The organism is Bradyrhizobium niftali, assembly GCF_004571025.1.
Lineage (GTDB): Bacteria > Pseudomonadota > Alphaproteobacteria > Rhizobiales > Xanthobacteraceae > Bradyrhizobium > Bradyrhizobium niftali.
The window spans coordinates 21211-28388 of sequence record NZ_SPQT01000052.1 but is presented as its reverse complement, the minus strand read 5'-3'; the positions used below and the strand labels follow the sequence as shown (position 1 = coordinate 28388).

Below are 7178 nucleotides of genomic sequence, written 5' to 3'. Positions count from 1 at the left end.
ATGTCTTGATTCAGCATCGTTCACCTCGTTCTGTCGGCGAGAGCGGCCTTGACCGCGGGAGTGGCGTGAAGGGCCCCCAGCACCGAGACCGACGCGATTGTGGCGCGAGCCAACTCGGGAGTGACGTCCTGGGCGATGGTGGCTAAGCCCAAAACATTGATCTGCAGCATCTCGCCGGCGCGCCGCGCCGCTTCGAGATCCTCGCGAGTGTAGTTGCGCAGCCCGAGGTCCAGGTTCTTCCGGGCCGTGGACTGTCTGACGACCTCTACGTGTCGCTCGAGCTGGTTCCGGATTGCTGTCCGGATGAAATCGGTCCGGTTCGAATAGAACCCTTCCTGCACCATAAGATCGACATGACCGAGGTCGACGTAGCCAAGGTTGATCGTGATCTTCTCGGTGTCGGGGGACTTGGATCGCAGCTCGTGCACATTAGCGGCCATAGAGAACCATCCATCCATTTACCATCCCACTGGATGGTATAGGGATGTTATGTAGATGCTCCGGGACGCCTTTCAAGGGGATGGTGCCATCCAATGACCCTGGACGAGCAGCTCGCGCAAGGCGCGGCCGCGTTTTCTAACCTTTCGGACTAGCTGCGCTCGCTCTGATCGCCGCTACCCCGTCGGGCAAAACACCCGCCACCCCCGTCAACCCCTCTCCACAAGAATATTCCACTTTCCCGAAATTCGGAAATAGCGTATGCGTCGTCCCTCCCGGCTCATCCTTGAGGGTCGATCTTGTGTCGTCACGTTTCGCGAGCCGGGCTTGCGGTGGACGCGGCAGCGTCGGGCGCGAGAGGCCAAGGGCAGGGCGGATTGCTCTCCGTGAGCCCAAGACTTCGTGCCGGATGAGCGATGCTGACAGGTTCGTCTCGTCTGTAAGTTTCCGGCTCCGTCGACAGGGTCGGGAAAACTGCGGCGAAATGGCGGGCCGTGCGTACGGCAAAACCGTGTGGTCCTAGCCGTCGTTGCTACGGTCAAGCTCTTGCGGAGGCGGCAGTCGCGTCAACCGGCGCGGTGCCGGCGACTTTCGCGAGAGCGAGGGAGGCCAGAACGAACTCGGCTCCCGGGAGAGCACGGCATAAGCCGTCCAAGCCATGTCACGGCATTCAATCACGTATTTGATAACAACATCGTGCGGCACGCCCTCAGCCCCTTGACCGCAAGCGGACGGGCGGCGCTCGATCAGGCCATACAAACGCAGGCTTCCATCATTAGCTACATCGACGATTTCAAGTTGATGATGGTCCTTTCGCTCGCGGCCATTCCCCTCGTCCTGCTGCTGCGGAGCGCGCCGACCTCTGGCAAAAACGACCACGCGATGGTGATGGAATGAAAGGCATTCCCCACTCCATGGCCGTTGGAAATATGGACGCCTGAAGGAGAGTGCACTAATTCTTCTTGGCATTCATCCTGCGGTCTGTTCCGGTTTCATCTTTCGGTCTTGCCGCCAAGCGCCTGCGTCGCGCTCGATGCGCTCGCGAGCAGCGCTTTCACCTGATCGCTCGACGGCTCGACCTTCATTGAGGCCCGGGTGCCGGCGAGGCTGAGGGTGAAGCGAAGATCACCGTTCCAGTCCACGATCGGCGCCGCGATTGAGACATAGCCGGTGAGGTCGGATCGGACGATCGTCGTGTAGCCCTTTCGCTTGAGCTCGCGCGCCGCATCGTCCCTGAACTTGCCGGCGTCGGGCCTGCCGCCGAAGACGGCGCCCCACTCCTGCTCGATCAGATGCGCCGTCAGGTTTGGCGCCAGCCGGGCGGCATAGATCTTCCCTGCCGCAGACCCCAGCATCGGGATCAGTCCGGTCCGAAACTCGAACGCGCCGCGCTGATCGCCGTCCTGCTTGAACAGGCTGAGCGGGCCGTCGTCGGTCCATGTCGTGACGGCCGCGCTTCGGCTCGTGATGTCGCGCAGATTGGTGACCTCGCGGCGGACGATCTCGAAGCCGTCGATCTGCTGGATTGCGCTGACGCCGAGCGAGAGCGCCGCAGGCCCGAGGCGGTAGTGGCCCGGCTTCTCGTCCGCGGCGGCGAGCCCGATCCTGACGAGGCTCACGAGATAGTTATTCGCGGCGCTCGTCGTCAGGCCCGCCAGCGGCGCGATGTCCTTGAGAGCCATCGCCTGCTGGCTCGTCTGCATAACGCTCAGAATCCGAAAGGCAATTTCCACCGACTGAATGCCGCGGCGCGGCTTCTTCTCCTGCATCTGCTTCCTTCGACCGGTTCAGCGAATCGAGATTGACACAAACAAAAGCCGCGAGCACTATACAACAATAAAACATAACTTCAACAACGTTGAATATTTGGGAAGGAGACGAAGATGCCCCTCGGTGCCCTCCGCAGCGTCTACACGGTCGCCAACGATATGGATCTCATGCAGGCCTTCTACGCAGAGGCGCTGGAGCTTCCGCTGGCTTTTCGGGATCGCGACAACTGGTGCCAGTTCAAGGTTGGGCAGTTCGCGTTCGCGCTGAGCTCGCCATCCGAAGCGGCCACGGGCGCGCGCGGGAGTGTGGTCGTTTTCGGCGCGACCGACGTGGCTCAGTTGGCGCAGCGGATCGAGCGGCTCGGTGGGCTGCACCTGTCGAGCCGCGACATGGGTTCGCACGGCAGCGTCGCGACGTTTGCCGACCCCGAGAACAATCTGTTCCAGATCCACGCCCGGCAGAGCACCTAACTGCGGCCGCGCATCAACCGTATCACCTGCGAAAGGATCCTCGTCATGAAGTTCGGCGTCTTCGATCAGAACGATCGCTCCGGTTTCCCGCTGGCAGAGCAGTACGAGAACCGGCTTGCGCTCGCCGAGCTCTATGATCGGCTCGGCTTCCACTGCTTCCATATGAGCGAGCACCACGGCACCCCGCTGAGCACGACGCCGTCGCCCAGCGTGTGGATGGCGGCTCTGTCCCAGCGGACCAAGAGATTGCGGCTATGTCCGCTGGTCTATTTGTTACCGACCTACAATCCCGCGCGTCTCTATGAAGAGATCTGCATGCTCGATCATCTCAGCGGCGGCCGGTTCGAGTTCGGGATTGGCCGCGGCGCCTCGCCCCACGAGCTCGACGCGCTCGGGATCGAATCCGCGAAGGCGGCGAAGATGTACGCGGAGGCCTTCGAAGTGATCCAGCGCTGCTTTGCGCAGGACACGGTCACGACGACAGGCGAGTTCTGGAGCTTGAACGACTACGCGGTGGAAATGAAGCCGCTCCAGCGCCCGCATCCGCCGATGTGGTACGCGGTCGGTTCGCCCGATTCCGTGGTCTGGCCGGCGCGCAACGGCATGAATGTGGTCTGCGGCGGACAGGTGTCCCGCGTGCGCGCCATTTCCGATCGTTATCGCGAGGAGATGGCCTCCGCCGGTCTACAGGGCCGAGCCTCGCCCCTCATCGGCGTCAACCGCTACATCATCGTCGGCGAGACCGACCGCGACGCCCATGAGCTCGGTCGAAAGGCCTGGCCGGCGTTTTACGACAATTTCATCAAGCTCTGGCGCAAGCACGGGACGCAGCCGGTCAACGCGAAGCTGCCGCCCTCGTTCGACCAGCTCGTTGAATCCGGCCATGCGATCGCTGGCTCGGCCCGAACCGTCACGCAAATCCTGTCCGACCAGGTCGCGCTTGGCGGACTGAACTACGTGATCGGCAGCTTCATGTTCGGAACCATGCCGCATGCGGAGGCGGCGGCCTCGATCCGCCGCTTCGCCGAACAGGTGATGCCAGCGGTGAAGGCGGCCGAAGCGGTTGCCGCTTGAGTGCCCGAAACGGGTGAACGCAAGGAGGTGGAAGATGGCTGATGCTCCTCTGTTCGACAGCCGCGACCTGCGGCGCGTGCTCGGAACCTTTGTCACTGGCGTCACCGTGGTGACCACGGCCGATGACGAAGGCCGATTCCATGGCGTCACCGCTAATTCCTTCAGCTCGGTTTCGCTTGATCCTCCGCTGGTACTCTGGAGCCAGGCGGTCAAAAGTCACAGCCACCCGGCGTTCTTCGCGGCTGAACGTTTTGCCGTGAACATCTTGGCCGAGGACCAGATCGGGCTGTCAAAGCGCTTTGCGAAGTCTTCGCACGAGAAGTTCGTCGGCATCGATGTCGATATCGGCGCCTGTGGCGTGCCGCTGCTCCGCGATTGCAGCGCCAGGCTCCAGTGCCGCGTCGTGTCGCGCGTGCCGGGCGGCGACCACACCATCTATGTCGGCGAGGTGCTTGAGATCGACCGCGCCGAACGCAAGCCGCTTGTCTTCGGCAACGGTCAATATCTGCTGGCCGATCCCCACGATCTGGCTGACGGCGTATTGTCGCCCGATCGCAAGCAGGCGCAACTCGCCGCCACGCGGCTCGGCACGCGAGCGATCGAGCGCCTTGCGAACCAGTTCGACGAGACGATGGCGCTCGCCGTCTGGGGCACCCACGGCCCAACCATCACCCACTGGGAGCCGGCCTCCGTTCCCGTCAGCGACGCGCTTCCCGTCGGATTAATATTGCCGGTGACCTCGACGGCAACCGGTCTGGCATTCGCCGCGCATCTTCCGCCCGAGGCGATCGCGCAGACGGACTGGCCCGGCGACGTTGCCATGTCCGACGCGGGCGGTTGGGAACAGCGTCTCGATGACGTCCGGCGATCGGGACTCGCAAGACAGGAGCTCGAAACTTTCTACCGTAGCGAGACCGTGATCAACGCACTCAGTGCTCCGGTGCTCGATGCGAGCGGCCAGGCGGTGCTGGCTCTGACTGCGGTCGGCGAGGCGAGCCGGTTTCGCGCCGATCTCGACGGCGTGTTCGCCCGTGCCCTTCGGCAGAGCGCAGAAGATCTGTCTCGCCGCCTCGGCTACCGCTCCGACGATGCGCATGAACCGGCCAAGCGGCTGGAGCTGGCGGCTGGAGCTTGATCGATGGCAGCGTTATCCGCCCTCGACACCGAACTCCTTGCGCCGGACTTGTCCAGGCTTGCGCAGGTGGCCGTTGCGTCGCCGGTCTATTCCGGAGAACGGGGGCGCATCGAATATCGTGCCACTGGGGACGCGCGCAATCCCGCGGTGCTGATGCTGCACGGGCTCGGCTCCAGCGCGGCCGGATACCGTGCCCAGCTTGCCGGGCTGTCGCAGGACTTTCGCGTAATCGCCTGGAATGCGCCGGGCTTCGGCGGCAGCTCGCCCATCCCGGGACAAGACGCCGGCATCGACGACTATGCAGATGTCCTGGAAGGGTTGCTGCGCGCGCTTGGGGTGCGGCGGCTTGCCGTCCTTGTCGGAAGCTCATGGGGGAGCGTCGTGGCGCTGGCCTTCGCGCGGCGATATCCGGCAATGGTCGACGGTCTCGTTCTGTCCGCCCCGAATGTCGCCAGAGGCCATCTCCTCGGCGATGCCCGTACAGCCGAGCTCAATGCCTGGCTTTGCACGGCGGATATCGACATTCCGGTTTCACGCGCGGCCATCGCGGACAAGTTGCTGGCGCCGGACACGCCATCGCTGGTCAGGCAGCATGTCGAGCGCCTCCGCGACGCCATGACGACCGACGGCTGGCGGCAGGCGATACGATCGCTTTTCACAATCTACACGCCGGACGTCATCTCGGCCGTGCGGTGCCCGATTGCCATCCTTTCCGGCGCGCTCGATCAGGTCGCGCCACATCGGGATCACGCGGCGCGGCTGCTCGCCGCGGCTCCTTCCGCAACGTCGCATCCGTTCGAGGCTTGCGGCCACATGCTCAAGCTCGAAGCGCCCGCGAAATTCAACGCTGTCGTCCGGAAAATCGCGGCCGAAACGTGGAGCGAAGCCTTAGCAACGAAATAGCACACAAAAGCCGACACAGGAGGAAACGAAGGATGAAGATGGAACAGGAAGCAGACCGGCCCGCTCCGGCTCATTGGTGGATGGTCGGCGTCCTTTGCCTGGTGAATGCGGTCGCATTCATCGATCGTGCGGCGCTTCCGCTCCTGGTTCAACCCATCAAGCGTGATCTCGGCATATCGGACACGATGATGAGCCTTCTGATCGGAGCCGCCTTCATCATCACCTATGCCATCGGAGGCTTTCTTGTCGGCGTGCTTGTCGATCGGTTCTCCCGCAGACGCATTCTCGGCATCGGGATCGCGGCTTGGGGAGTGTCGACGATCCTTTGCGGCTCCGCCACGACCTATGCAGGTCTGTTCCTGAGCCGCTGCGGGGTTGGTGCGGGCGAGGCAACATGTGGGCCGGCGAGCATGTCGCTCGTAAAAGATGCATTTGATACGCGCTTCCGCGGGCGTGCCGTTGCGATCTGGGCGATGGGTGCGAGCATTGGCGGCGGGATCGCGCTTCTTGCTGGAGGAGCCATTCTTCACCTGGTCGGCGAGAACGGGGCCTATGTCGTGCCGGTGCTCGGGATCTCAATTCGCTCGTGGCAGCTCGTCATGATCGCCTGTGGCGTGTTTGCACTGCCTGTTGCCCTGCTCGTTTTCACGTTTCCGGAGCCGGCAAGGCGATCGGCCGGCCCAACCAAATCTGTGGCTTTCAAGGAAGTTCTAGAGGCGATACGTGGTCGATGGCTGGTCTTTGCGCTGCTCTTTCTGGCAAACGCTTCGACGATCATGCTGTCGGTGGCCTATTCGTCCTGGGTTCCCGCATTTCTCGGGCGGGTATGGAAGATCCCGGCAGGCGAGATCGGCCTGACTTATGGTCTCATCGTGCTGCTGCTCAGCACCACGAGCCAACTCAGCGCTGGCTTCCTCGTCGACCTGGTCTACCGGCGGTACGGCCTGCCGGGGGTCCCGGCGCTCGGAATTGCGATATGCGCGTTGATCTTCCTGCCGGCCGTCTTGGCACCTGCGGCCGGATCCATCTCCGCGACCTGGTTGCTGCTGGCCGCTTTCAATCTGCTGGCTGCGAGCCTTTTCACCATCGGCACCTCTACGATCGTGCATCTGTCGCCGGGCTCGGTGATCGGGAAAATCACGGCCGTTCATTTCGCGTGGGTCGGCATCACGGGAACAGCGGTCGCGCCGACGCTCGTTGCAGTGATCGCCGATCGCATGTTTGAGGGAACGCAGAGCGCTCTCGGCTCCGCGCTGTCAACTGTCGGCGGTGCGCTGGCGATAGCCGGCGGCCTGTGTCTTCTCGCCGTCTATTGGCAGATGCGTCCCGGCCGTGTCGTGTCGTCGCTTATTCCCGAGAGCGCGCGATGAGGGGCGCGTCCTAGATGT

At 63.2% G+C, this 7178-nt stretch carries 8 protein-coding genes; 6 read left to right on the top strand and 2 right to left on the bottom strand.

The window, feature by feature from the left end; translation table 11 throughout:
* Nucleotides 1-20 precede the first annotated feature (20 nt).
* Complete coding sequence (locus E4K65_RS43955) at nt 21-440, bottom strand: CopG family transcriptional regulator (RefSeq protein WP_027544978.1); 420 nt, start codon at nt 438-440, stop codon at nt 21-23.
* 694 nt (nt 441-1134) lie between these two features.
* Here E4K65_RS43955 and E4K65_RS43950 point away from each other — a divergent pair.
* On the top strand, nt 1135-1335 hold the full coding sequence (locus E4K65_RS43950) for a hypothetical protein (RefSeq protein WP_135179397.1): 201 nt from the start codon (nt 1135-1137) through the stop codon (nt 1333-1335).
* A 95-nt stretch (nt 1336-1430) separates the two neighbouring features.
* Here E4K65_RS43950 and E4K65_RS43945 read toward each other — a convergent pair whose 3' ends face one another.
* Nucleotides 1431-2207, bottom strand: coding sequence for an IclR family transcriptional regulator (locus E4K65_RS43945; RefSeq protein WP_135179396.1), 777 nt, complete (start codon nt 2205-2207; stop codon nt 1431-1433).
* 114 nt (nt 2208-2321) lie between these two features.
* On the opposite strand from E4K65_RS43945, the gene E4K65_RS43940 reads away from it, so the two are divergent.
* The 5 genes from E4K65_RS43940 to E4K65_RS43920 are packed head-to-tail and all read left to right on the top strand — an operon-like array spanning nt 2322 to nt 7160.
* Nucleotides 2322-2678: a VOC family protein gene (locus tag E4K65_RS43940; RefSeq protein ID WP_135179395.1), complete on the top strand. Its 357-nt coding sequence runs from the start codon at nt 2322-2324 to the stop codon at nt 2676-2678.
* A gap of 45 nt (nt 2679-2723) precedes the next feature.
* The gene (locus E4K65_RS43935) at nt 2724-3752 is read left to right on the top strand and encodes an LLM class flavin-dependent oxidoreductase (RefSeq protein WP_135179394.1); all 1029 of its coding nucleotides are present in this window, start codon (nt 2724-2726) and stop codon (nt 3750-3752) included.
* Between the two features lie 34 nt (nt 3753-3786).
* Entirely contained in the window at nt 3787-4887 is a 1101-nt protein-coding gene (locus E4K65_RS43930) for a flavin reductase (protein WP_135179393.1), read from the top strand.
* A gap of 3 nt (nt 4888-4890) precedes the next feature.
* Nucleotides 4891-5790 carry an alpha/beta fold hydrolase gene (locus E4K65_RS43925; protein ID WP_135179392.1) on the top strand — a complete coding sequence of 300 codons (900 nt, stop codon included), beginning with the start codon at nt 4891-4893 and terminating at the stop codon, nt 5788-5790.
* Entirely contained in the window at nt 5691-7160 is a 1470-nt protein-coding gene (locus tag E4K65_RS43920) for an MFS transporter (RefSeq protein ID WP_135179391.1), read from the top strand. Before E4K65_RS43925 ends, E4K65_RS43920 begins: the two co-directional genes overlap by 100 nt.
* Nucleotides 7161-7178 lie beyond the last annotated feature (18 nt).

What these genes read in the sequence shown, in the direction of transcription:
- E4K65_RS43955 (WP_027544978.1), bottom strand. Translation starts at nt 440, where the DNA reads ATGGCCGCTAATGTGCACGAGCTGCGATCCAAGTCCCCCGACACCGAG.
- E4K65_RS43945 (WP_135179396.1), bottom strand. Translation starts at nt 2,207, where the DNA reads ATGCAGGAGAAGAAGCCGCGCCGCGGCATTCAGTCGGTGGAAATTGCC.
- E4K65_RS43940 (WP_135179395.1), top strand. Translation starts at nt 2,322, where the DNA reads ATGCCCCTCGGTGCCCTCCGCAGCGTCTACACGGTCGCCAACGATATG.
- E4K65_RS43935 (WP_135179394.1), top strand. Translation starts at nt 2,724, where the DNA reads ATGAAGTTCGGCGTCTTCGATCAGAACGATCGCTCCGGTTTCCCGCTG.
- E4K65_RS43930 (WP_135179393.1), top strand. Translation starts at nt 3,787, where the DNA reads ATGGCTGATGCTCCTCTGTTCGACAGCCGCGACCTGCGGCGCGTGCTC.
- E4K65_RS43925 (WP_135179392.1), top strand. Translation starts at nt 4,891, where the DNA reads ATGGCAGCGTTATCCGCCCTCGACACCGAACTCCTTGCGCCGGACTTG.